The sequence below is a fragment of the Vibrio sp. Vb1729 genome (assembly GCF_033338655.1).
GTDB lineage: Bacteria > Pseudomonadota > Gammaproteobacteria > Enterobacterales > Vibrionaceae > Vibrio > Vibrio alginolyticus.
Genome location: NZ_JAWOTB010000003.1, coordinates 1 through 22,472 on the forward strand (window position 1 = coordinate 1; position 22,472 = coordinate 22,472).

20 protein-coding genes are annotated in these 22,472 nt (G+C 44.6%); 14 read left to right on the top strand and 6 right to left on the bottom strand.

The window, feature by feature from the left end; translation table 11 throughout:
- Positions 1-190 precede the first annotated feature (190 nt).
- The gene (gene nagE / locus R7E29_RS01285; protein WP_005384985.1) at positions 191-1,684 is read left to right on the top strand and encodes an N-acetylglucosamine-specific PTS transporter subunit IIBC; all 1,494 of its coding nucleotides are present in this window, start codon (positions 191-193) and stop codon (positions 1,682-1,684) included.
- Between the two features lie 276 nt (positions 1,685-1,960).
- On the top strand, positions 1,961-3,631 hold the full coding sequence (glnS, locus tag R7E29_RS01290) for a glutamine--tRNA ligase (protein ID WP_005382124.1): 1,671 nt from the start codon (positions 1,961-1,963) through the stop codon (positions 3,629-3,631).
- Between the two features lie 222 nt (positions 3,632-3,853).
- Here glnS and fcrX read toward each other — a convergent pair whose 3' ends face one another.
- On the bottom strand, positions 3,854-4,303 hold the full coding sequence (gene fcrX / locus R7E29_RS01295) for a ferric iron uptake transcriptional regulator FcrX (protein WP_005382141.1): 450 nt from the start codon (positions 4,301-4,303) through the stop codon (positions 3,854-3,856).
- A 200-nt stretch (positions 4,304-4,503) separates the two neighbouring features.
- Here fcrX and R7E29_RS01300 point away from each other — a divergent pair, with 200 nt between their 5' ends.
- Positions 4,504-5,007 (top strand): DUF4442 domain-containing protein, encoded by a 504-nt coding sequence (locus tag R7E29_RS01300; RefSeq protein WP_005382144.1) that lies wholly within the window; start codon positions 4,504-4,506, stop codon positions 5,005-5,007.
- Positions 5,008-5,059: 52 nt separating this feature from the next.
- On the opposite strand, the gene fldA is transcribed toward R7E29_RS01300, so the two are convergent.
- From fldA to R7E29_RS01315, 3 genes are all read right to left on the bottom strand, one after another.
- Positions 5,060-5,593 carry a flavodoxin FldA gene (gene fldA, locus R7E29_RS01305; protein WP_005382146.1) on the bottom strand — a complete coding sequence of 178 codons (534 nt, stop codon included), beginning with the start codon at positions 5,591-5,593 and terminating at the stop codon, positions 5,060-5,062.
- Positions 5,594-5,641: 48 nt separating this feature from the next.
- On the bottom strand, positions 5,642-5,863 hold the full coding sequence (locus R7E29_RS01310) for a DUF2788 domain-containing protein (RefSeq protein ID WP_005393038.1): 222 nt from the start codon (positions 5,861-5,863) through the stop codon (positions 5,642-5,644).
- A gap of 112 nt (positions 5,864-5,975) precedes the next feature.
- Positions 5,976-6,743: an alpha/beta fold hydrolase gene (locus tag R7E29_RS01315; protein WP_017819953.1), complete on the bottom strand. Its 768-nt coding sequence runs from the start codon at positions 6,741-6,743 to the stop codon at positions 5,976-5,978.
- Between the two features lie 92 nt (positions 6,744-6,835).
- Between R7E29_RS01315 and seqA the strand changes: the two genes are divergently transcribed.
- Positions 6,836-7,378: a replication initiation negative regulator SeqA gene (gene seqA, locus R7E29_RS01320; RefSeq protein ID WP_005382149.1), complete on the top strand. Its 543-nt coding sequence runs from the start codon at positions 6,836-6,838 to the stop codon at positions 7,376-7,378.
- 92 nt (positions 7,379-7,470) lie between these two features.
- The gene (gene pgm, locus R7E29_RS01325; protein WP_025766986.1) at positions 7,471-9,117 is read left to right on the top strand and encodes a phosphoglucomutase (alpha-D-glucose-1,6-bisphosphate-dependent); all 1,647 of its coding nucleotides are present in this window, start codon (positions 7,471-7,473) and stop codon (positions 9,115-9,117) included.
- Between the two features lie 61 nt (positions 9,118-9,178).
- Here pgm and R7E29_RS01330 read toward each other — a convergent pair whose 3' ends face one another.
- Positions 9,179-9,952 (bottom strand): DUF1853 family protein, encoded by a 774-nt coding sequence (locus R7E29_RS01330; protein WP_054576698.1) that lies wholly within the window; start codon positions 9,950-9,952, stop codon positions 9,179-9,181.
- Between the two features lie 232 nt (positions 9,953-10,184).
- Here R7E29_RS01330 and R7E29_RS01335 point away from each other — a divergent pair, with 232 nt between their 5' ends.
- Positions 10,185-10,943, top strand: a complete 759-nt coding sequence (locus tag R7E29_RS01335; RefSeq protein WP_025766984.1) for a Nif3-like dinuclear metal center hexameric protein — start codon at positions 10,185-10,187, stop codon at positions 10,941-10,943.
- 92 nt (positions 10,944-11,035) lie between these two features.
- Here R7E29_RS01335 and R7E29_RS01340 read toward each other — a convergent pair whose 3' ends face one another.
- A complete protein-coding gene (locus R7E29_RS01340; protein WP_005382163.1) occupies positions 11,036-12,325 on the bottom strand; it encodes a citrate synthase in 1,290 nt (429 codons plus the stop codon).
- A 396-nt stretch (positions 12,326-12,721) separates the two neighbouring features.
- Here R7E29_RS01340 and sdhC point away from each other — a divergent pair, with 396 nt between their 5' ends.
- The 8 genes from sdhC to sucD all read left to right on the top strand — a co-directional run bounded on the left by sdhC (position 12,722) and on the right by sucD (position 22,431).
- Positions 12,722-13,114, top strand: a complete 393-nt coding sequence (gene sdhC / locus R7E29_RS01345) for a succinate dehydrogenase cytochrome b556 subunit (protein WP_017634811.1) — start codon at positions 12,722-12,724, stop codon at positions 13,112-13,114.
- Positions 13,108-13,452, top strand: coding sequence for a succinate dehydrogenase, hydrophobic membrane anchor protein (sdhD, locus tag R7E29_RS01350; RefSeq protein WP_054576699.1), 345 nt, complete (start codon positions 13,108-13,110; stop codon positions 13,450-13,452). The genes sdhC and sdhD overlap by 7 nt, the downstream gene beginning before the upstream one ends.
- On the top strand, positions 13,453-15,219 hold the full coding sequence (sdhA, locus tag R7E29_RS01355; protein ID WP_005382172.1) for a succinate dehydrogenase flavoprotein subunit: 1,767 nt from the start codon (positions 13,453-13,455) through the stop codon (positions 15,217-15,219).
- A gap of 15 nt (positions 15,220-15,234) precedes the next feature.
- On the top strand, positions 15,235-15,945 hold the full coding sequence (locus R7E29_RS01360; protein ID WP_054576700.1) for a succinate dehydrogenase iron-sulfur subunit: 711 nt from the start codon (positions 15,235-15,237) through the stop codon (positions 15,943-15,945).
- Positions 15,946-16,116: 171 nt separating this feature from the next.
- Positions 16,117-18,942, top strand: a complete 2,826-nt coding sequence (gene sucA / locus R7E29_RS01365) for a 2-oxoglutarate dehydrogenase E1 component (protein WP_017634810.1) — start codon at positions 16,117-16,119, stop codon at positions 18,940-18,942.
- A 28-nt stretch (positions 18,943-18,970) separates the two neighbouring features.
- Entirely contained in the window at positions 18,971-20,179 is a 1,209-nt protein-coding gene (gene odhB / locus R7E29_RS01370; protein WP_005382177.1) for a 2-oxoglutarate dehydrogenase complex dihydrolipoyllysine-residue succinyltransferase, read from the top strand.
- Between the two features lie 213 nt (positions 20,180-20,392).
- On the top strand, positions 20,393-21,559 hold the full coding sequence (gene sucC / locus R7E29_RS01375) for an ADP-forming succinate--CoA ligase subunit beta (RefSeq protein ID WP_005382179.1): 1,167 nt from the start codon (positions 20,393-20,395) through the stop codon (positions 21,557-21,559).
- Positions 21,559-22,431, top strand: a complete 873-nt coding sequence (sucD, locus tag R7E29_RS01380) for a succinate--CoA ligase subunit alpha (protein WP_005382181.1) — start codon at positions 21,559-21,561, stop codon at positions 22,429-22,431. Before sucC ends, sucD begins: the two co-directional genes overlap by 1 nt.
- The last annotated feature ends 41 nt before the right edge of the window (positions 22,432-22,472 follow it).

The following is a 22,472-nucleotide window of genomic DNA, read 5'->3' on the forward strand; positions in this document are numbered from 1 at the left end:
TATAATAAAATAAGTTTTATGATCTCGCTAGCAAAAACCTTCCGAAAGGGCAAATTGTGGTGATTATGATCACAAACGGTGAGCTTTTAATTTGCGGAGCAAAATTAATATCATAAACTTAGGATGACTAAATTAGACGGCTGAAATAAGTCATTCAACATAACATCTAATCCTATAGGGGGAACTTAAGGTGAACATTCTCGGATACTTCCAGAAGGTGGGTAAGGCGCTTATGGTGCCGGTTGCCACACTTCCTGCAGCAGCAATACTCATGGGTATTGGCTACTGGATCGACCCAAATGGCTGGGGCGCAAACAGTGCACTTGCTGCATTTCTTATTAAAGCTGGTGCAGCGATCATTGACAACATGTCAGTATTGTTCGCTGTTGGTGTTGCTTACGGAATGTCTAAAGACAAAGATGGCGCCGCTGCACTTTCAGGCTTCGTGGGCTTCTTAGTTGTCACAACGCTTTTGGCCCCTGGTGCAGTATCACAAATTCAAGGCATTGACCCAAGTGAAGTACCTGCTGCATTTGGTAAAATCAATAACCAGTTCGTAGGTATCTTGGTTGGTATTGTTTCTGCTGAGTTGTACAACCGTTTTTCTCACGTAGAGCTGCACAAAGCACTGGCGTTTTTCTCTGGTAAGCGTCTTGTACCTATCCTAACGTCTTTTGCTGGTATCGTTATTGCGTTCATCCTGATGTACGTTTGGCCATCAGTTTACGGCGGTCTGGTCAGTTTTGGCGAAAGCATTCAAGGTATGGGTGAAGCAGGTGCAGGTGTTTATGCATTCTTCAACCGTCTTCTAATTCCTGTTGGTCTGCACCATGCACTAAACTCAGTGTTCTGGTTTGATGTTGCTGGTATTAATGACATTCCAAACTTCCTTGGCGGTGCGAAATCATTAGCTGAAGGCACGGCAACGGTAGGTGTTACGGGGATGTACCAAGCGGGCTTCTTCCCAATCATGATGTTTGGTTTACCAGGCGCTGCTCTAGCGATGTACCATACTGCGAAATCAAAGAATAAAGAGAAAGTGGCATCTATCATGATTGCGGCTGCGTTTGCTTCATTCTTTACAGGTGTAACAGAACCACTTGAATTTGCATTCATGTTCCTTGCTCCAGGACTGTACGTTCTTCACGCAGCGCTGACTGGTCTATCAGTTTATATCGCGGCATCAATGCAGTGGATTGCAGGTTTCGGTTTCTCTGCTGGTTTAGTCGACTTAGTATTGTCGACTCGTAACCCGCTAGCGGTAAACTGGTACATGCTCATTGTACAAGGTCTTGGTTTCTTTGCGGTTTACTACTTCGTGTTCCGTACCGTGATTGTTAAGTTTGGCCTTAAAACACCGGGACGTGAAGATGATGAAGAAGCTTCATCTAACGTGGCTGGATCAAGCAATTCTTCAGAGCTTGCTCGTCAGTACTTGAAAGCACTTGGCGGTCATGACAACCTAAGTTCTATCGATGCCTGTATTACTCGTTTGCGCCTTTCTGTGAAAGATATGAGCGTTATCAATGAGAAAACTCTGAAAGATCTTGGAGCTATGGGAGTTGTGAAGCTAGGTACAAACAACCTACAAGTTATCCTTGGTCCACTAGCAGAGATTGTTGCTGGTGAGATGAAGAATGTATCTAAAGATGAAGACTTAAGTGGTGTTCAGTTACCAGCTTAACTGTTTAATAGTGGTGCGATTGTTTGTTATTGGTATTGCAAACAATTGATACTACAACATCGCAAAAGGCCTCCGCAGGAGGCCTTTTTTCGTTTAGGCCCTTTGAATCTGCTTTGCTTTCACGCCAACTCAATAAATATTGTCGTTTTAGAGCGAGTTCTTGTTGTCTAATTGCTTAGAATTGTGGATCATTAGGAACAATGTACTCTGTGAAACCATACTTGGATACAGGGTTCCGTTTTCTCTGACAATACTAATATTTTTGAGGTGCTATAGATGAGTGAAGCTGATGCTCGTCCATCAAACTTTATTCGCCAGATCATTGATAAAGATCTAGCGGATGGTAAACACACTAGCGTGCATACTCGATTCCCGCCGGAGCCAAATGGCTACCTGCATATCGGTCATGCTAAGTCTATCTGTTTGAACTTCGGTATTGCTCAGGACTACCAGGGTCAATGTAATCTGCGTTTCGACGATACAAACCCTGAAAAAGAAGACATCGAATACGTTGAGTCTATCAAGAAAGATGTAAACTGGTTGGGCTTTGAGTGGAGTGGTGAAGTATGTTACTCATCAAACTACTTCGATAAGCTTTACGAATATGCAATTGAATTGATTAACAAAGGCTTAGCGTACGTAGATGAGCTAAGTCCAGAGCAAATTCGTGAATACCGCGGCACACTAAAGGCGCCAGGTAAACCAAGTCCATACCGTGACCGTTCTGTTGAAGAGAACTTGGCGTTGTTTGAAAAAATGCGCGCTGGTGAATTTGAAGAAGGTAAAGCGTGTCTTCGTGCTAAAATCGACATGGGTTCTTCATTCATGGTCATGCGCGATCCAGTTTTATACCGTGTGCGTTTTGCTACGCACCACCAAACTGGTGATAAGTGGTGCATTTACCCAATGTACGACTTTACGCACTGTATTTCTGATGCATTAGAAGGCATTACGCACTCTATTTGTACGCTTGAATTCATGGATAACCGTCGTCTGTACGATTGGGTTCTAGACAACATCACGATCGAAAGCCGTCCACATCAATACGAGTTCAGTCGTTTAAACCTTGAATATACAGTGATGTCTAAGCGTAAGCTTAACCAGCTAGTTACTGAAAAACTGGTTAATGGTTGGGATGATCCACGTATGCCGACTGTCTCAGGTCTGCGTCGTCGTGGCTTCACACCTGCATCTATTCGTGAGTTTTGTAAGCGTATTGGTGTAACGAAGCAAGAAAATATGATCGAGTTTAGTTCATTAGAATCTTGTATTCGTGATGACCTAAACGAGAACGCTCCGCGTGCAATGGCTGTACTGGATCCTGTTAAAGTTGTTATCGAAAACTTTGAAGCAGGCGCAGTAGAAAACTTGACAGTTGCCAACCACCCAAATAAACCAGAAATGGGCGTGCGTGAAGTGCCATTCACGCGTGAATTGTGGATTGAGCGTGAAGACTTCCGTGAAGAAGCGAACAAAAAGTACAAGCGTTTAGTGCTAGGTAAAGAAGTTCGTTTACGTGGTGCTTACGTGATCAAAGCTGAGCGCGTTGAGAAAGATGCCGAAGGCAACATCACAACGATCTTCTGTTCTTACGATGCAGATACGCTAGGTAAAAACCCAGCAGATGGTCGTAAAGTGAAAGGCGTTATTCATTGGGTGTCAGCTGATAAAGCTCTTCCAGCGGAAATTCGCCTGTACGATCGTTTATTTACGGTGCCAAACCCAGGCGCAGCGGAAGATTTTGCTTCTACTATCAATCCTGAATCATTAGTTGTGATCAATGGCTTCGTCGAGCCTAGCCTAGCTTCTGCAGAAGCAGAAAAAGGTTACCAGTTTGAACGTATGGGTTACTTCTGTGCAGACTCGAAAGACTCTTCAGCAGATAATCTAGTATTCAACCGCACGGTTGGTCTACGTGATACCTGGGCAAAAATTGAGAATCAATAATTTCAATTAATGCTGAGAACGATGAAAAAATGCCAGCAAACGCTGGCATTTTTTATACCTAATCCCACAGAGTGCTATATAGATGTGCAAAACTGTGGAGAAAAAAGATGGGTGTTTAGTAGCTTTTGTTCTGTAACCAAAGTACTGACGTCTAAGGTACTGACTTCTAGAAACAAAAAACGCCAGCATGTGCTGACGTTTACTTTTTAAATTAACAAACCCTTATTTTTTCGGTTTGTGTGCATCTGGATTGTCTTTACAACCACCATCGCTACACTTGCCGTACAAGTATAAGCTGTGGTTTGTTAGTGTGACATTGTACTTAGCTGCAATCTCTTTTTGACGTTCTTCAATAAGATCGTCAGAAAATTCAATTACCTCACCACAGTCTAGGCACACTAGGTGGTCGTGGTGATGTTGAGTCGATAATTCGAAGACTGACTTTCCACCTTCAAAGTGGTGACGAGTTACAATACCAGCATCGTCGAACTGGTTTAGAACTCGGTAAACAGTTGCTAGGCCAATTTCTTCACCTAGATCAATCAACTTTTTGTACAAATCTTCAGCACTGATGTGCTGGCAGTCTGGCTGCTGAAGTACTTCTAGAATTTTTAGCCTCGGAAGGGTTACTTTTAAACCCGCATCCTTCAGCGCCTGATTATTATCTGACATATACTTTCCCGTTGGATCATCTGCAGCGATTTAACAGAATTCAATCTTCCTACCATTATAGGATAAGCGTTCGGAACATTAAACCACGAACTTCAAAGGGTTAATAGAATCTTTTTGTAAATTAGAAACAGGTCCATTATATTACAGCTCTGACCAGTTACAATTGTGTAACATTAAGCTTGGAGAGGGCAGGGATAGCGATGAATAGGCGACTAGCGAAGATATACAAACCAGGAATTGTAAAGTTCGCACTCAATATTTGGCCTCCTTTTTGGGGGGCGGGTATTAAAATCTTACATATTTCTCAAGACTTCCGTACTGTAAAGGTACGTTTAAAGCTTCGCTGGTGGAATAAAAATGCCAATCGCACCCAATATGGCGGCAGTATTTTCTCTTTAACTGATCCTATTTACTCGTTGATGCTGATGGGGATTCTACGAGAGGAATATTATGTGTGGGATAAAGAGGCAAGCATTAACTTTATTAAGCCGGGGCAAAGTGATTTGTTTGCAGAATTTGAGGTCACTGAAGGGATGCTGGAAAACATTTATCAAATGACACGGAATGGAGAAAAGTGTTTTCCTGAGTTTATTACTCATGTAAAAGATAAACAGGGGAATGTGGTTTCAGAGGTTCAACGCAAGCTTTATGTAAGAAAGAAACCTCAGTATCGCGAAGAGGAAGTACTTACCGATGCTGTGTGACAATACATACAAAAAGACCTCCAAGTGGAGGTCTTTGCATCATTCAATTTGATTAGCCTTCTAGCTCAGCTAAACACATCTCTTCATAGATCTGTTTAACCCAGCTTTCAACACGCTCGTCAGTCAATTCTGGTTGGCGGTCTTCATCAATACATAGACCTACGAATTGGCTTTCGTCACCTTCAACAAGTGCTTTAGACGCTTCAAATTCGTAGCCTTCTGTCGAGGTATGGCCAAGAATTGTGCCGCCTTTAGATTCAACGATATCACGGACTGTGCCCATCGCGTCACAGAAGTATTCTGCGTAGTCTTCTTGGTCGCCACAGCCAAAGATAGCCACTAGCTTAGTAGAGAAGTCGATTTGCTCAAGCTCAGGGAAGAAGTCATCCCAATCACATTGTGCTTCGCCGTAGTACCAAGTTGGGATACCTAGAAGAAGAAGATCGAAGTTATCAATGTCTTCTTTGCTGCTTTTCGCGATGTCTTGAACGTGAACTAGATGTTTACCTAGTTGCTTTTGAATCATCTTTGCAACGGCTTCAGTATTACCTGTGTCGCTACCGAAGAAGATACCTACACTTGCCATAGAGTCTATACCTTTACATTGTTTGTTATTGGCGATGTTACTAAGGGTTTAACCTAACCCTGAGCCTTCCCAAGTTAGCTGAATTACACCTTTTGCAATAAAGCCAGCACAGCCTAGGAAAAGGACTAACCACACAATACGACGACCAAAAACAGGTACATTGCCTTGCTTTAGCACATCTTTTATCGCCATCCCGATGAAAAAAAAGATAGCAGCAAAAAGAAGATCGAGCCCAATAGACTCGAGCATATCCATATAGTCGTAAAGCATTTTAGCCCTTCATGCCGAAAAATCTTGGGCGCACTATACCACTGTTAAACGGTAAAGTTAATGCACTACAAGAAGGGTTATTTCAATAATCTAGTGTTGCTTTTCGAATTTGTTAACTCGAAATGTATTTTCGAATGACTCTCATTACTTCTGTCGGTTTCTCGGCGTGTAACCAGTGACCAGTGCCAGCGATAATGTGTGCTTTAGCATGGTTAAATTGTCGCTTCACTGCCGGCTGATGTTCTGGCATTAAGTAGTCAGAGTCGCCGCCTTTGATAAATAAAGTTGGGATATCTGTTGGTGTGATTTCTTGCCAGCCAATAATTTGGTCATAATTCTCAAAAAGGCTCGGTACGTTAAACCGCCAATCCATCTTATCGCCATTTTTGTACAGTGATTTAGAGAGAAATTGTCTTACACCATCGAGTTCAATATGTTGAGCTAGGATATCCATGGCTTGCTGTCGATTTGCTGGTTTTTCATTAATAACAGCATGTAAGCCGTTAAAAACATTATCGTGACGGTTCGTAGTGTAGGCTACAGGCGCCATGTCGAGAACGACTAACTGCTTGACTACATTTGGCGCAATGTCCACAAGAGCCATCGCGACTTTTCCGCCCATGGAGTGACCAATAACAATAGATGGCTCAACGTTTAAGTGCTGAAGGAGCTGAGCCACATCTTTTGCCATATCGGTATAGTTATGGACTTCGGAGTGGAAAGAGAGGCCGTGATTTCTCAGATCAATACTGATCACCGTGTGATCTTTAATAAGATCGCGGGCGAGTAGACCCAGATTACTTAAACTACCAAACAATCCGTGAATCAAAACAACTGTTTGGCCTTGGCCTTCCTGCTTATAGTTGAGTAATGCTGACATTTTATCTTATTCGTGATGGGTTTAACGTGGAGTATCCGCGTGGATCTCGTTATAATCCCCCAGAGTTTAAACATTGAGAATGTGAAAAGCGAATGAAAACAATTGAGGTTGATGAGGATCTATACCGTTATATAGCTAGTCAAACTAAGCATATCGGTGAAAGCGCCTCGGATATTTTGCGACGCCTTTTAAACCTTGATGGTCAGTTGCAGGAAGCTAAAGCCGCGCCTGTAGTAGAGAAGCCACAAGGGATTGTAGTAAGTAAAGATGCGGGTAAAACGGAATCTGTTGATGTAGTGAAAGAAATGCGTTCGCTGCTTATTTCTGATGAGTTTGCCGGTCTAAAAAAAGCGATTGATCGCTTTATGTTGGTATTATCGACCTTACATAAATTGAATCCAGAAGGTTTCGCCCAGGCTACGAATGTAAAAGGACGCAAACGCGTGTACTTTGCAGATAATGAAGAAACCTTGCTAGCAAACGGTAATACGACCAAGCCAAAAGCCATTCCTGGCACACCGTTTTGGGTTATCACGAATAACAATACAAGTCGTAAAAGACAGATGGTTGAACAAGTGATGGCACACATGGGGTTCCAACCTGACTTAATAGAAAAAGTAACAGGTTCAATCTAAGAAACCTGATAGAAGCCTCATAATGCGTCGCAGTGAGCGGATATTATGAGGCTTTTTTAATTTTATTTGTATTGAAAGAAAGGATGTCAAACATGGCTATGCACCCTCGTGCTGGGCAAAAAGCGCAGCAGGAAGATCTTCACAATATCCCAGCACTCGTTGCTAACTACTTCTTACTTCAACCAGACGCGGCAAACGCAGAACACAAAGTTCAATTTGGTACTTCTGGCCACCGCGGTACTGCAGACAAGCACACTTTTAACGAAAACCACATTTTAGCGATCGCTCAAGCGGTAGCAGAAGTTCGTGCTGAGCAAGGCACAACTGGCCCGTTGTTTGTGGGTAAAGACACGCATGCGCTATCTGAGCCTGCTTTTTCAAGTGTGATTGAAGTATTGATTGCAAATGGTGTGAAAGTGATTGTCCAGCAAGACAACGGTTACACGCCAACACCGGGTATTTCACACGCGATTCTGACTTACAACATCAAACACGATGAAAAAGCAGACGGTATCGTTATTACCCCATCACATAACCCACCACAAGACGGCGGAATCAAATACAATCCGACACATGGTGGTCCTGCAGAAGCTGAGTTGACTCAAGCTATCGAAGATCGTGCGAACGAATTGATTGCTGAAGGTTTACAAGGTGTTAAACGCCTACCACTAGCAGAAGCAAAAGCATCGGATCTGTTTGTAGAGATGGACTTGGTGAAGCCATACATTGATGACCTGGTGAACGTTATCGATATGGAAGCAATCCAAAAAGCGAACCTGAAGATTGGTGTAGATCCATTGGGTGGCAGCGGTATCGATTACTGGCGTCAAATTGGTCAGGCATACAACCTAGACCTAACGCTAGTAAGTGAATCGATCGATCCTTCTTTCCAATTCATGTCGCTAGATAAAGACGGCGTTGTGCGTATGGACTGTTCTTCTCCTTACGCAATGGCGGGTCTATTGGCACTGAAAGACGAATACGATTTAGCATTTGGTAACGATCCTGACTACGACCGTCACGGTATCGTTACGCCAAAAGGTTTGATGAACCCGAACCACTTCTTAGCCGTTTGTATTGACTACTTGTACCGTCATCGTGACGCGTGGGGTAAAGACGTCGCTGTTGGTAAAACACTAGTTTCAAGTGCGCTGATTGATCGTGTTGTTGCGGATCTAGGTCGTGAGCTATGTGAAGTGCCTGTTGGTTTCAAATGGTTTGTAGACGGTCTGTACACTGGTAAGTTTGGTTTCGGCGGCGAAGAAAGTGCTGGTGCGTCTTTCCTTCGTAAAGATGGCACGCCTTGGTCAACAGACAAAGATGGCATCTTGCTATGCCTTCTAGCAGCAGAGATCACTGCGGTAACGGGTAAGAACCCTCAAGATTACTATGAAGAGCTAGCGGCGAAGCACGGTGAGTCGAAGTACAACCGTATTCAAGCTGTAGCAAATGGCCCACAAAAAGACGTATTGAAGAAGTTGTCACCAGAAATGGTTGCGGCTGAAACTCTAGCAGGTGATGCTATCACTGCTCGTCTAACGCATGCACCAGGCAATGGTGCTGCGATTGGCGGCCTTAAAGTAACGACAGCTAACGGTTGGTTCGCTGCTCGTCCATCAGGCACAGAGGACATCTACAAGATTTACTGTGAAAGCTTCAAAGGTGAAGAACATCTGAAACAAATCGAAGCTGAAGCACAAGAGATCGTTAATCAAGTGTTTGCAGCCGCTGGTTTGTAAAACATCCAATGGTCAATGTATCTAGCAAAGGGTTGATGTGAAAACATCAACCCTTTCATGTTTAAGTGCCCCGAACCGCTTTATCTCCGGGCCATGAATCTGGTACCACAAACCAGAATTGACCGTCTTCCGTTTGTGCGTGTATGAATCGATCTAAAGGCTTTTCAATAGGTTGAGAGAAATCGTCTGTACCGATCGCCCAGCATGGTTTATGTAAATGATAAAGTGGTTTACCAATTAAATCCCATTGACTTTGATAGCACCAGTAACCACTAATCTGACTTGGATTTAATTCATAACCCAAGCACTCCTTAGGAGTTGGCTCTGGAGTAAACGGATTAATATAGAGTCGTCCTTGCATCAATAGATGCTCTTGTGGGGCGTCGTTTAACGGAATTATTTTTTGAAATTCCGGGCGATCGCTCATTTTCAATTGATGAGTAAGCATTCTATTCAGTTTTGTATGCAGCTGGTCGTGAGCATTCGGACCATACCAAACGCCGTTATAAAGAAGATAAAACTTAATCGCCACTTCCCAGTGTTCTATTTGATTTGATTCTGTATTCCGCAACACCAAATCTATAGCACCAATGGTCTTACCTTCGATGTCGTTTAACTGAACCTCTTCAGCGATAACCTGATATCGTTCTGAACTAGAGAGAACTGCAGTGCATAAGTGCTGATATAAAAAGCCCAATCTTGGATTACCATTGTATTGCTCAGTGTTCTTTAAAGGCGTTACCGTAAGATCCTCTAAGGTTGCAAACGGAGGGCGTAACTTGAAAAGAGGAGGTGAAGTGGCGATCCATTGGTAAAAGCGTTGCAGTTGGTTCATCCGTATCCCTAAATGTATGGTGAGGCGACAAGCTTTGTTATTGTAACTAAATTTGCTTTTGAGGGTAGGGTGGCTAGCATCGATATTAGGGTTCGAGATACACTTTAAATACCTAAATGATATCAAGGTGCCAGATGTCAAAACGTTGTTGTATCAACTAGGTTGCACACTCTCGGTCTGATTTCATCGAGAGGTTATTTAGGTTTACATGCGCTAGAAATTGGAAGTAATAATGAATAACTTAAAGCTAGAACAGATTCTTAATGACAAACTGTCACCGCAGTTAATTAAAGATTACGCACCAAACGGGTTACAGGTAGAAGGGACGCCAGCCGTAAAGCGTATTATCACTGGCGTAACCGCCTCTCAAGCCTTAATCGATAAAGCGATTGAGCTTAATGCAGACGCATTGCTTGTTCATCATGGCTATTTTTGGAAAGGTGAGCCTGAGCCAATTCGTGGCATGAAAGGTAAACGAATTCGTAGCCTGATCAAAAATGATATCAACTTATATGGTTATCACCTTCCTCTAGATATTCATCCAGAGCTAGGCAACAACGCTGAATTAGCTCGCTTACTTGAAATCGAAGTAGAAGGTGGGCTTGAAGGGCACCCTCAGTCAGTTGCTATGTTTGGGCGCTTGAAAAAGCCGATGTCTGGTGTTGAATTTGCGAGTAAGATCAACCAAGTTCTTGAAAGAGAGCCTCTGCATATCGCTCCAGAGAATACTGATAAGATGATTGAGACAGTCGGCTGGTGTACTGGTGGAGGGCAGGATTTCATTGAACTTGCTGTACAGCACGGGCTGGATGCATTTATCTCTGGAGAAATTTCAGAGCGCACCACTTATACTGCTCGTGAAATGGACATTCATTACTTTGCTGCAGGTCATCATGCTACTGAGCGTTATGGTGTTCAGGCCTTAGGCAAATGGCTAGCGGATGAATATGGCCTACATGTGGAGTTTATCGATATTGATAATCCGGTTTAGCGTTCTCCATTAATAACGTTAAACGCAAAAAAGAAAAAAGGGTTGAGACGAAAATCTCAACCCTTTTGTTTGTCTATCTTCGTACTAAAAGATCATTCACGTTCGTGAAGTGGAGAAAACTCACGTTGTGTTTCGCCAGTGTATAGCTGACGAGGACGACCGATGCGGTTCAGTGGATCGCTGTGCATTTCGTTCCAGTGAGCAATCCAGCCGATGGTACGAGAAATCGCGAAGATAACCGTAAACATAGAAACTGGAATACCAATCGCTTTAAGAATGATACCTGAGTAGAAGTCTACGTTCGGGTACAGCTTCTTAGACACGAAGTACTCATCAGAAAGTGCAATGCGCTCAAGTTCCATTGCAACGTCTAGCAGAGGGTCTTGAATGTTTAGCTCTTTGAGAACTTCATGACACGTTTCGCGCATTACTGTCGCACGTGGGTCGTAGTTCTTGTAAACGCGGTGGCCAAAGCCCATTAAGCGGAATGGGTCATCTTTGTCTTTCGCGCGGTCTACATATTCAGGGATGTTATCGACGCTGCCAATCTCTTCTAGCATTCTCAAGCAGGCTTCGTTTGCGCCACCGTGAGCAGGCCCCCAAAGGGATGCAATACCAGCGGCAATACATGCAAATGGGTTCGCACCAGAAGAGCCAGCTAGGCGAACAGTTGATGTCGACGCATTCTGTTCGTGATCCGCGTGTAGAGTGAAAATCTTATCCATCGCACGGGCAACCACAGGATTTACTTCATACTCTTCGCAAGGGTTTGCGAACATCATATGCAAGAAGTTCTCTGCGTAGCTAAGGTCGTTACGAGGGTAAATAAATGGCTGACCGATAGAGTATTTGTAACACATCGCCGCCAGTGTTGGCATTTTTGACAGCAGACGGTACGCTGCAATTTCGCGGTGTTCGTCGTTGTTAATGTCAAGAGAGTCGTGATAGAAGGCTGCAAGTGCTCCAACTACACCACACATTACCGCCATTGGATGAGCATCGCGTCGGAAGCCATGGAAAAAGCTTGCGATTTGCTCGTGTACCATTGTGTGACGAGTAACGGTCGTTTTGAATTGCTCGTATTGTTCTCGGGTAGGGGCTTCACCATAAAGAAGGATGTAACATACTTCTAAGTAATCTGCGTTATTGGCTAATTGATCAATCGGGAAACCGCGGTGCAAAAGAATACCTTTGCCGCCATCGATGTACGTGATTGATGATTCACAAGATGCAGTGGCAAGAAAACCTGGGTCAAAAGTAAAGTAACCATTGGCTCCCAGCTTACGAACGTCAATTACAGGTGTACCTAGCGTACCGTCCATAATTGGCAGTTCGATTGGCGCTTGACCTTCAACATGAAGGGTCGCTTTCTTATCCGCCATAACAATCTCCTTTGTTTATTATTTAATCCGTCCAGGATGTTTATGTGCCATTTTTGTACTGTTGTTAAAGCTTAAAGTCAATTTTTCTCCATCTTTGTGTGCACTTGTTATGATTTTTCTCATGAAAATCGTTAAAAATCTGTTCTATGTAGCATAATTTGTTACACCAATTGTATTAGAATGTTGCTCGCCGTATATTGGCAAAGAAAATTTTAGTTAAATCCTTATAAATTCGGGGCTAGAAACAAAGAGTGAGGTTTGTTGCTGGATTCCGTTTGTTAACAACTTGTTTACAATTATCTGAGTGGTTACTCGCGATATTTGTTAAATAGATGTTAACTTTTGTACGTTTGGAAGCTGAAATTGGTTATAACAATAAATGCTCAATGGAGCTGAGTGAGCAAGCCCGTGAAAGAAAGAAAGTCAAGACCTGTTAATTTAGATTTACAGACCATCCACTTTCCTATCACAGCAATCGCATCCATCCTACACCGTGTGTCTGGGGTAATTACGTTTGTTGCGGTGGGTATATTACTGTGGTTACTATCCATTTCTCTGTCATCCCCAATGGGTTTTATGGAAGCCGCTGACATCGTCGATAGCTTCTTCGTAAAATTCATCCTGTGGGGAATTCTTACTGCACTTGCCTACCACATCGCAGGTGGTATCCGTCACTTATTGATGGATCTAGGTCACTTTGAAGAACTAGATTCAGGCACGATGAGCGCTAAAGTCGCGTTTGGTGCAACAGCAGTATTATCATTATTGGCGGGGATCTTGGTATGGTAAAACACGTATCTTCATTTGGTCGTAATGGTGTACACGATTTCCTACTAATTCGTGCAACTGCAATCATTATGACGCTATACACGATTTATCTGATTAGCTTCTGTGCATTTTCAGATATCTCTTACGCATCTTGGAGCCAATTCTTTGGTGGTACCTTCACTAAAGTATTCACCATGTTGGCACTTGTCTCGATCCTGATTCACGCTTGGGTTGGTTTGTGGCAAGTATTAACTGATTACATTAAGTGCGCGAAACTACGTGGCGCACTACAACTTGGTGTTATTGCCGTGCTATTCGGCTATGTCTTCTCTGGTCTATTTATTCTGTGGGGTGCGTAAGTGTCTATTCCAGTTCGTGAGTTTGATGCCGTAGTAATCGGCGCTGGTGGTGCAGGTATGCGCGCTGCACTACAAATTTCAGAGCAAGGCCTATCATGTGCTTTGTTGTCAAAAGTATTTCCAACACGTTCTCATACTGTGTCTGCACAGGGCGGCATTACCGTTGCTCTGGGTAACTCGCACAAAGACGATTGGCAATGGCACATGTACGATACCGTTAAAGGTTCCGACTACATCGGTGACCAGAACGCGATTGAATACATGTGTAAAAATGGTCCTGAGTCAGTTATCGAGCTTGAAAAAATGGGTCTGCCATTCTCTCGTTTCGATAACGGTACCATCTACCAACGTCCATTCGGTGGTCAATCTAAAGAGTTTGGTGGTGAGCAGGCTGCTCGTACAGCCGCTGCTGCAGACCGTACTGGTCACGCACTTCTTCACACGCTTTACCAGCAAAACGTAAAACACAAAACAACCATCTTCTCGGAGTGGTACGCTTTAGATCTTGTGAAAAACCAAGACGGCGCAATCATGGGTTGTACTGCGATTTGTATGGAAACGGGTGAAATCTGTTACTTCAAATCAAAAGCAACCATTCTAGCTACAGGTGGTGCAGGTCGTATTTACGCATCGACCACTAACGCGCACATCAACACGGGTGATGGCGTTGGTATGGCACTTCGCGCAGGCGTTCCAATGCAAGACATGGAAATGTGGCAGTTCCACCCAACAGGTATTGCTGGCGCGGGTGTTCTAGTGACGGAAGGTTGTCGTGGTGAAGGTGGTTACCTTCTAAATAAAGATGGTGAACGCTTCATGGAGCGCTACGCACCAAACGCGAAAGACCTTGCTGGTCGTGACGTGGTTGCTCGTTCAATGATGATTGAAATTCGTGAAGGCCGCGGCTGTGATGGTCCTTGGGGTCCACATATCAAGTTGAAACTTGATCACCTTGGTAAAGAAGTACTTGAATCACGTCTACCAGGTATCTGTGAACTGTCTCGTACATTTGCACACGTTGACCCAGTGAAAGAGCCAATTCCAGTAATTCCAACTTGTCACTACATGATGGGTGGTGTACCTACTCAAGTCTCTGGCCAAGCAATTAAGCAGAAGGCCGACGGTAGCGAGATGGAAGTACAAGGCCTTTACGCATGTGGTGAGATTGCTTCTGTATCGGTACACGGTGCTAACCGTCTGGGTGGCAACTCATTACTAGACTTGGTCGTATTTGGTCGTGCCACTGGCTTGCACCTTGGCGAAACGCTAGCAGCGCAAGCAGAAGCTCGTCCTGCAACAGAATCTGATATTGAAGCGTCTCTAGCGCGTACTATGCGTTGGGAAAACAGCACTGGTGGTGAAGATCCAGTTCAGATTCGTAAAGACCTACAAGCATGCATGCAAAACAGCTTCTCGGTATTCCGTGAAGGCGATGCGATGGCAACCGGTCTAGAAGAGTTGAAAGTGATTCGCGAACGTTTGAAAGACGCGCATCTAGCGGACAAGTCTTCAGAGTTCAACACGCAGCGTATCGAGTGTCTAGAACTTGATAACCTGATGGAAACCGCGTTTTCAACTGCCGTTGCAGCGAACTACCGTACAGAGAGTCGTGGCGCACATGCTCGTTTCGATTTCCCTGAGCGTGATGATGAGAACTGGCTATGTCACTCTATCTACAATCCGGAAACAGAAGCGATGACTAAGCGTGATGTAAACATGACGCCAACGCATCGTGAAGCTTTCCCGCCGAAAGTACGTACATACTAAAGGGAGGATACGACTATGAAATTAAACTTCTCTTTATACCGTTACAATCCGGATGTGGATACTAAGCCTTACATGAAAGAGTATACCCTTGAGGTAGACGAAGGCTCAGACATGATGGTGCTTGATGCATTGATTCTGCTAAAAGAGCAAGATCCAAGCATCGCTTTCCGTCGCTCATGCCGTGAAGGGGTGTGTGGTTCTGATGGTTTGAATATGAATGGTAAAAACGGCCTAGCGTGTATCACACCGTTATCTGCTCTACAAGGCGATAAGATAGTTATTCGTCCACTACCAGGGTTACCTGTCGTGCGCGATCTTATCGTTGACATGACGCAGTTCTATGATAACTATGCGAAAGTTAAACCATTCTTGATTGATGATGGTGCATTACCACCATCACGTGAGAACCTACAATCGCCTGATGATCGTGCGCATTTAGATGGATTGTACGAATGTATCATGTGTGCATGTTGTACAACGTCTTGCCCATCATTCTGGTGGAACCCTGATAAATTCATCGGCCCAGCTGGTCTTCTCGCAGCGTACCGTTGGCTAATTGATAGCCGCGATACGGCAACAGATGAACGTTTGTCTGAGCTTGATGATGCATTTAGCGTTTTTCGTTGCCATGGCATCATGAATTGTGTAAGTGTTTGTCCTAAGGGATTAAATCCGACGAAAGCCATCGGTCACATTAAGTCGATGTTGGTTAATCGTTCGGTTTAATTTACTCGCTCTTAGGAGTGTCGCAGTGTTGCGGATCACCCGATATGACCGCTTCACTGCTTCAGTAATATTCGAGTAAAGAATACAAAAATTGCCGACCGTATTTTTAGTCGGCTCTTATAGCTCGGCAAAGACCGAAGCAAACGTGAAAACTACTGGTTAAGGGAAAATATGCACAACGGCGTGATGAAGGCATGGCTCGAGTCTTCACACTTGGCTGGCGCCAATGCAACGTATGTAGAGGACCTCTACGAACTGTATCTAAGTGATCCCGATCTGGTAAGTGAGGAGTGGAAACGTGTTTTTGAAGGCTTGCCTAAGCCATCAGAAGAAGTGGCAGAACAACCACATTCACGTGTCCGTGACTACTTCCGACGACTCGCTAGAGAAACAAAGCATTACAATGTCCAAGTTAGTGACCCAGATGTCGATGCAAAACAAGTAAAAGTTCTACAGCTAATCAACGCATACCGTTTCCGCGGGCATGAAGCTGCAGAATTAGACCCACTAGGTCTATGGCAACGCCCAACAGTGGCGGAGTTAGACCCTGCTTTTCATAATCTTACCGAAGATGACTTCGAAGAAACTTTCAACGTAGGTTCTTTTGCTGTTGGGCAAGAAACCATGAAGTTGAAAGATATCTATGAAGCCCTCAACAAAACTTATTGCGGTTCCATCGGTGCTGAATATATGCACATGACTGACACAGAGCAAAAGCGTTGGATTCAGCAACGCCTTGAGTCTGTCGTAGGCCAGCCATCATTCAACAAAGATGAGAAGCGCACATTCCTAGAAGAGCTAACAGCCGCTGAAGGTTTGGAGCGTTACCTCGGGGCGAAATTCCCAGGTGCAAAACGTTTCTCTTTAGAAGGTGGTGATGCGTTGATTCCGATGACGAAAGAGTTGATTCGTCATGCGGGTACAAGTGGAATGCGTGAAGTGGTTATCGGTATGGCTCACCGCGGTCGTTTGAACATGCTGGTGAACGTACTTGGTAAGAAACCTCAAGACCTGTTTGATGAGTTCGCCGGTAAACACGACGAAACTTGGGGGACGGGTGATGTGAAATATCACCAAGGTTTCTCTGCTGATTTTGCGACTCCAGGCGGTGATGTTCACTTAGCGCTTGCATTTAACCCATCACACCTAGAAATCGTAAACCCGGTAGTCATGGGCTCAGTTCGAGCACGTCAAGACCGCTTGGGTGATAATCAAGGTAGCAAAGTGCTTCCTATCACCATCCACGGTGATTCAGCAATCGCTGGTCAGGGTGTGGTTGCCGAAACGTTCAACATGTCTCTTGCTCGTGGGTTCCAAGTTGGTGGTACGGTACGTATCGTCATCAACAACCAAGTAGGCTTTACGACGTCTAATCCTCGTGACACGCGTTCTACGATGTACTGTACCGATATCGCGAAGATGGTGCAGGCGCCAATTTTCCATGTAAATGCCGATGACCCAGAAGCAGTTGCTTTTGTTACTCGCATTGCATTGGATTACCGTAACGAGTTCAAGCGCGATGTCGTGATCGATCTTGTATGTTACCGTCGCCACGGTCACAATGAGGCGGATGAGCCAAATGCGACTCAGCCTTTGATGTACCAGAAAATCAAAAAGCATCCTACACCACGCAAATTGTATGCAGATGTTCTGATCGATAAAAATGAATCAGATATCGAGACAGCGACTCAGTTAGTCAATGAGTATCGCGATGCATTAGATCGCGGTGAAGTGGTTGTTAAAGAATGGCGTCCAATGGCGTTGCACTCTGTAGACTGGTCCCCTTACTTAGGGCACGAATGGGATATGGAGTGGGATTCAAAATACGACAAGACACGCCTTATTGAGCTAGGCAATCGTCTGTGTCAGTACCCAGAAAGCCATAAACTGCAAAGCCGTGTTAATAAGCTATACAACGATCGTCTAGCAATGATGACCGGTGAAAAAGCTATTGACTGGGGTATGGCTGAAACATTGGCATATGCTACATTGGTTGACGATGGCAAGCGTATTCGTCTTTCTGGTCAGGACTCGGGTCGTGGTACTTTCTTCCACCGTCACTCGGTTCTTCATAACCAAACCGATGCAAGCACTTACATTCCATTAGCGAATATTCATGACAACCAAGGGCCATTCCAAGTCTTTGACTCAGTATTGTCAGAAGAAGCTGTGTTGGCGTTTGAATACGGTTACGCAACAGCCGAACCAGGTGGTTTAACTATCTGGGAAGCACAGTTTGGTGATTTTGCCAACGGTGCACAAGTTGTTATCGACCAGTTTATCTCGTCAGGCGAGCAAAAGTGGGCGCGTTTGTGCGGTCTTACTATGCTTCTACCTCATGGTTATGAAGGTCAAGGTCCTGAGCACTCATCTGCACGTTTAGAGCGTTACCTTCAGCTTTGTGCTGAGCAAAATATGCAGGTTGTGGTTCCTTCAACACCGGCTCAGGTGTACCACATGATTCGTCGTCAGGTTGTACGCCCAATGCGTCGACCTCTCATTGTTATGTCACCGAAATCTTTGCTGCGCCACCCTCTATGTACTTCAACGATTGAAGACTTGGCGGATGGTACATTCCAATCTGCAATTCCAGAAGTAGATGATTTAGAACCAAGCAAAGTGAAACGTGTCGTGTTCTGTGCTGGTAAGGTTTACTTTGACCTACTAGAGCAGCGCCGTAACAACGAGCAAGACGATGTTGCTATCGTGCGTATTGAACAGCTTTACCCATTCCCAATGGAAGAAGTACAAACAGCAATTGCTCAATACACTAACGTTGAAGACTTCGTGTGGTGTCAGGAAGAACCTCAGAACCAAGGTGCTTGGTACTGTAGCCAACATAACTTCCGTGCCGCTATTCCTGCAGGTGCAAATCTTAAATACGCAGGTCGCCCAGCTTCTGCTTCGCCAGCAGTTGGCTACATGTCGGTGCACTTGAAACAACAAAAAGCGTTGGTTGAAGACGCTCTGAACGTGAACTCAAAAACTTCGAATTAAGAACTAGAAGTTAAAGGAAGAAACAGATATGACAATTGAAATTCTGGTTCCAGATTTACCTGAATCAGTTGCTGATGCAACCGTAGCGACATGGCACAAACAACCGGGCGACGCAGTAGAGCGTGACGAGGTTTTGGTTGACATCGAAACAGACAAAGTTGTGCTAGAAGTTCCAGCTCCGGAAGCTGGCGTTTTAGAAGCTATTGTTGAAGCAGAAGGTGCGACAGTACTTTCTAAACAAATCATTGCTAAATTGAAGCCAGGCGCAGTTGCAGGTGAACCAACTGCAGACAAAACAGAAGGTACTGAAGCATCTCCTGATAAGCGTCACAAAGCTGCGCTTAGCGAAGAAAGTAATGACGCACTAAGCCCAGCAGTGCGCCGTTTATTGGCTGAACATGGCTTAGAAGCAAGCCAAGTGAAAGGCACTGGTGTTGGTGGTCGTATTACGCGCGAAGATATTGAAGCGCATCTTGCGAACGCTAAATCTGCGTCAAAAGAAGACTCGCCAGCAGTGGTTGACGTGCCGGCAGCGGCTCGCAGTCAGAAACGTGTTCCAATGACTCGCCTTCGTAAGACAGTTGCTAACCGTTTGCTAGAAGCGAAGAACAACACGGCAATGCTAACGACGTTTAACGAAGTGAACATGAAACCAATCATGGACCTTCGTAAGCAGTACAAAGATCAGTTCGAAGAGCGTCACGGTATTCGTTTGGGCTTCATGTCTTTCTACGTGAAAGCAGTGACAGAAGCGCTTAAGCGTTACCCAGAAGTAAATGCTTCGATTGATGGCGATGACATTGTTTACCACAACTACTTCGACATTAGCATGGCGGTATCAACGCCACGTGGTCTAGTTACACCTGTCCTAAAAGACTGTGACAAGCTTGGTTTCGCTGATGTTGAAAAAGGCATCAAAGAACTGGCTATCAAAGGTCGTGATGGCAAGCTAACGGTAGACGAGCTAATGGGCGGTAACTTCACTATCACAAACGGTGGTGTGTTCGGTTCACTAATGTCTACACCAATCATCAACCCACCTCAATCAGCGATTCTTGGTATGCATAAGATCCAAGAGCGTCCGATGGCAGTGGATGGCAAAGTTGAAATCTTGCCGATGATGTACCTAGCGTTATCTTACGATCACCGCCTAATTGACGGTCGTGAATCAGTTGGTTTCCTAGTAACGATTAAAGAGTTACTAGAGGACCCAGCACGTCTCCTATTAGACGTTTAATATCGCTAAAACGTCTAGTTATCGTAGGTAGCTAGACGTTAAAAATTTCAATGGCTAGACTAGCTCAACGTTTGGCCTTCATTTGAATCCTTCAGTATGAGAACTCATGATAAAGGATTGATTTGAGAAGACCCTACAGACGTACAAGCAGCCAAGACTGCAGCGTTATGGAAATAATAAATCCCTTAAGGGAAAAACAGACGGAATATCGAAATGAATTTGCATGAATACCAAGCCAAACAGCTGTTTGCAGAATTCGGTTTGCCTGTGCCAGAAGGCTACGCGTGTGATACACCACAAGAAGCTTTTGAAGCCGCAGGCCGTATTAGTACAGCCAAGAAAGTAGTTAAATGTCAGGTTCACGCTGGTGGCCGTGGTAAAGCGGGTGGCGTAGAGCTACACGATACAAAAGAAGGCGTTAAAGAGTTTGCACAGAAGTGGTTAGGTAAAAACCTAGTAACTTACCAAACAGACGCAAATGGTCAGCCAGTAACAAAAATCCTTGTTGAAGAAGCTTCAAATATTGCGAACGAACTATACCTAGGTGCGGTAGTTGACCGTGCTAGCCGTAAGATCGTTTTCATGGCTTCTACCGAAGGTGGTGTGGAAATTGAAAAAGTTGCGGAAGAAACGCCGGAACTCATCCACAAAGCAGCAATTGACCCACTAGTAGGTCCACAAGCTTACCAAGGTCGTGAGCTAGCGTTCAAACTTGGTCTTGAAGGCGACCAAATCAAACAATTCGTTAAGATCTTTATGGGTCTTGGCACTATGTTTTCTCAGTACGATCTTGCTCTGCTAGAGATCAACCCACTTGTGATTACTGGTGAAGGCAACTTGCTATGTCTTGACGGTAAGATCAACATCGACTCAAACGCACTGTACCGTCAGCCTAAGCTTCGTGAAATGCACGATCCTTCACAAGAAGATGAGCGTGAAGCACACGCAGCTCAGTGGGAGCTGAACTACGTAGCACTAGACGGTAACGTTGGCTGTATGGTTAACGGTGCAGGCCTAGCAATGGGTACGATGGATATCGTAAACCTACACGGCGGCAAACCAGCTAACTTCTTAGATGTAGGTGGCGGCGCGACGAAAGAGCGTGTTGCTGAAGCATTCAAGATCATCCTATCTGATGACAATGTGAAAGCGGTACTTGTTAACATCTTCGGTGGTATTGTACGTTGTGACATGATCGCAGAAGGTATTATCGGCGCGGTTAAAGAGGTAGGCGTAAGCGTACCTGTTGTTGTTCGTCTTGAAGGCACTAACGCTGACCTAGGTCGCGAAGTTCTTGCTAATTCTGATGTTGATATCATTGCTGCTGAGTCGCTAACTGATGCTGCTCAGAAAGTTGTTGCTGCTGCGGAGGCTAAATAATGTCTGTATTAATTAACAAAGACACTAAAGTAATCTGTCAGGGGTTCACTGGTGGTCAAGGTACTTTCCACTCAGAGCAAGCTATCGCATACGGTACGCAAATGGTTGGCGGTGTGTCTCCAGGTAAAGGTGGCCAAACTCACCTAGGTCTTCCTGTATTCAACACAGTTCGTGAAGCAGTAGAAGCGACTGGCGCAACAGCGACAGTCATCTACGTACCAGCACCTTTCTGTAAAGATGCAATCCTAGAAGCGATTGACGCGGGTATCGAGCTAATCGTAACGATTACTGAAGGTATCCCTACTACAGATATGATCGACGTAAAAGTGAAGCTAGAAGAAACTGGCGTTCGCATGATTGGTCCTAACTGTCCGGGCGTTATCACTCCTGATGAGTGTAAGATCGGTATCATGCCTGGTCACATCCACAAGAAAGGCAAAGTAGGTATTGTATCTCGTAGCGGTACTCTAACTTACGAAGCAGTTAAACAAACCACTGACGAAGGTTTCGGCCAGTCTACTTGTGTTGGTATCGGTGGTGACCCAATCCCGGGTTCAAACTTCATTGATATCCTAAAACTGTTCCAAGAAGACCCTGAGACAGAAGCGATCGTTATGATCGGTGAGATCGGTGGTACTGCAGAAGAAGAAGCAGCAGCATACATTAAAGAAAATGTAACGAAGCCAGTGGTTTCTTACATTGCTGGTGTAACTGCGCCTCCTGGTAAGCGTATGGGCCATGCTGGTGCGATTATCTCTGGTGGTAAAGGTACTGCTGAAGACAAGTTCGCTGCACTAGAAGCGGCTGGCGTTAAAACTGTGAAATCTCTAGCAGAGATTGGCCAAGGTCTACGTGAAGTGACGGGTTGGTAATCGACCACACTACTTAATAAGTATTAAAAAGCCTGCGACTT

Excerpts from the sequence above, each read along its gene's own strand:
- glnS (WP_005382124.1), top strand. The coding sequence starts at position 1,961 with ATGAGTGAAGCTGATGCTCGTCCATCAAACTTTATTCGCCAGATCATT.
- fcrX (WP_005382141.1), bottom strand. The coding sequence starts at position 4,303 with ATGTCAGATAATAATCAGGCGCTGAAGGATGCGGGTTTAAAAGTAACC.
- R7E29_RS01300 (WP_005382144.1), top strand. The coding sequence starts at position 4,504 with ATGAATAGGCGACTAGCGAAGATATACAAACCAGGAATTGTAAAGTTC.
- fldA (WP_005382146.1), bottom strand. The coding sequence starts at position 5,593 with ATGGCAAGTGTAGGTATCTTCTTCGGTAGCGACACAGGTAATACTGAA.
- R7E29_RS01310 (WP_005393038.1), bottom strand. The coding sequence starts at position 5,863 with ATGCTTTACGACTATATGGATATGCTCGAGTCTATTGGGCTCGATCTT.
- R7E29_RS01315 (WP_017819953.1), bottom strand. The coding sequence starts at position 6,743 with ATGTCAGCATTACTCAACTATAAGCAGGAAGGCCAAGGCCAAACAGTT.
- seqA (WP_005382149.1), top strand. The coding sequence starts at position 6,836 with ATGAAAACAATTGAGGTTGATGAGGATCTATACCGTTATATAGCTAGT.
- pgm (WP_025766986.1), top strand. The coding sequence starts at position 7,471 with ATGGCTATGCACCCTCGTGCTGGGCAAAAAGCGCAGCAGGAAGATCTT.
- R7E29_RS01330 (WP_054576698.1), bottom strand. The coding sequence starts at position 9,952 with ATGAACCAACTGCAACGCTTTTACCAATGGATCGCCACTTCACCTCCT.
- R7E29_RS01335 (WP_025766984.1), top strand. The coding sequence starts at position 10,185 with ATGAATAACTTAAAGCTAGAACAGATTCTTAATGACAAACTGTCACCG.
- R7E29_RS01340 (WP_005382163.1), bottom strand. The coding sequence starts at position 12,325 with ATGGCGGATAAGAAAGCGACCCTTCATGTTGAAGGTCAAGCGCCAATC.
- sdhD (WP_054576699.1), top strand. The coding sequence starts at position 13,108 with ATGGTAAAACACGTATCTTCATTTGGTCGTAATGGTGTACACGATTTC.
- R7E29_RS01360 (WP_054576700.1), top strand. The coding sequence starts at position 15,235 with ATGAAATTAAACTTCTCTTTATACCGTTACAATCCGGATGTGGATACT.
- sucA (WP_017634810.1), top strand. The coding sequence starts at position 16,117 with ATGCACAACGGCGTGATGAAGGCATGGCTCGAGTCTTCACACTTGGCT.
- odhB (WP_005382177.1), top strand. The coding sequence starts at position 18,971 with ATGACAATTGAAATTCTGGTTCCAGATTTACCTGAATCAGTTGCTGAT.
- sucC (WP_005382179.1), top strand. The coding sequence starts at position 20,393 with ATGAATTTGCATGAATACCAAGCCAAACAGCTGTTTGCAGAATTCGGT.
- sucD (WP_005382181.1), top strand. The coding sequence starts at position 21,559 with ATGTCTGTATTAATTAACAAAGACACTAAAGTAATCTGTCAGGGGTTC.